The sequence below is a fragment of the Flavobacterium sp. SOK18b genome, assembly GCF_014156605.1.
Taxonomy (GTDB): domain Bacteria; phylum Bacteroidota; class Bacteroidia; order Flavobacteriales; family Flavobacteriaceae; genus Flavobacterium; species Flavobacterium tiangeerense.
This window is the reverse complement of sequence record NZ_QKNZ01000177.1, coordinates 1-532: the sequence shown is the minus strand read 5'-3', so window position 1 is coordinate 532 and position 532 is coordinate 1. Positions and strand designations below refer to the sequence as shown.

Here is a 532-nt window from a genome sequence, read left to right as displayed (position 1 = left end):
ATTGGGAAAATTAATTGATGCAAATGATGAACTTTTAGTTTTCAAAGTAGGAAATACATGGGCGGGAAAAGGATTTTCAGCGAAAGGATTTGATTGGTTAAATAACAACTGGACAAAATAGGACACAATGGAACAGAAAGATATAATGTCAACACTCGATTTGATAAATTTAATTGCTGCGCTTAGTTCTATTATTTTAGCAATTTTGGCACTTGTTTTATCAATAGTTTTTTATAAATGGTCAGACAAATCAAATAAAGAAATTGTAACTGTAGCACAGGCAATTGATAGTAATACAAAAAAAATTGAAAATTTATTTGATAGACTATACAATGATACTTTTGGAATGATGAAAAGTAATGTAGAGGCTATGCAAAAACAATTATATCATAATTATAATTTTTCTTCAGGAGATTCTTCATTAAATGAGCCTGAAATGATAGAAGAATCGTTAATATCGATTGTATCAAAATCCAAATTAGTCACAAAAGAATCTATTACAGTTTTTATTCAAAGATTACATCCAAAAAAT

Annotated in this window: 1 protein-coding gene; it reads left to right on the top strand. The window is 27.4% G+C overall.

The features are described from left to right. Positions 1-127 precede the first annotated feature (127 nt). A partial coding sequence (locus tag DNC80_RS15760; RefSeq protein ID WP_182652032.1) for a hypothetical protein occupies positions 128-532 on the top strand: 405 nt, incomplete at its 3' end.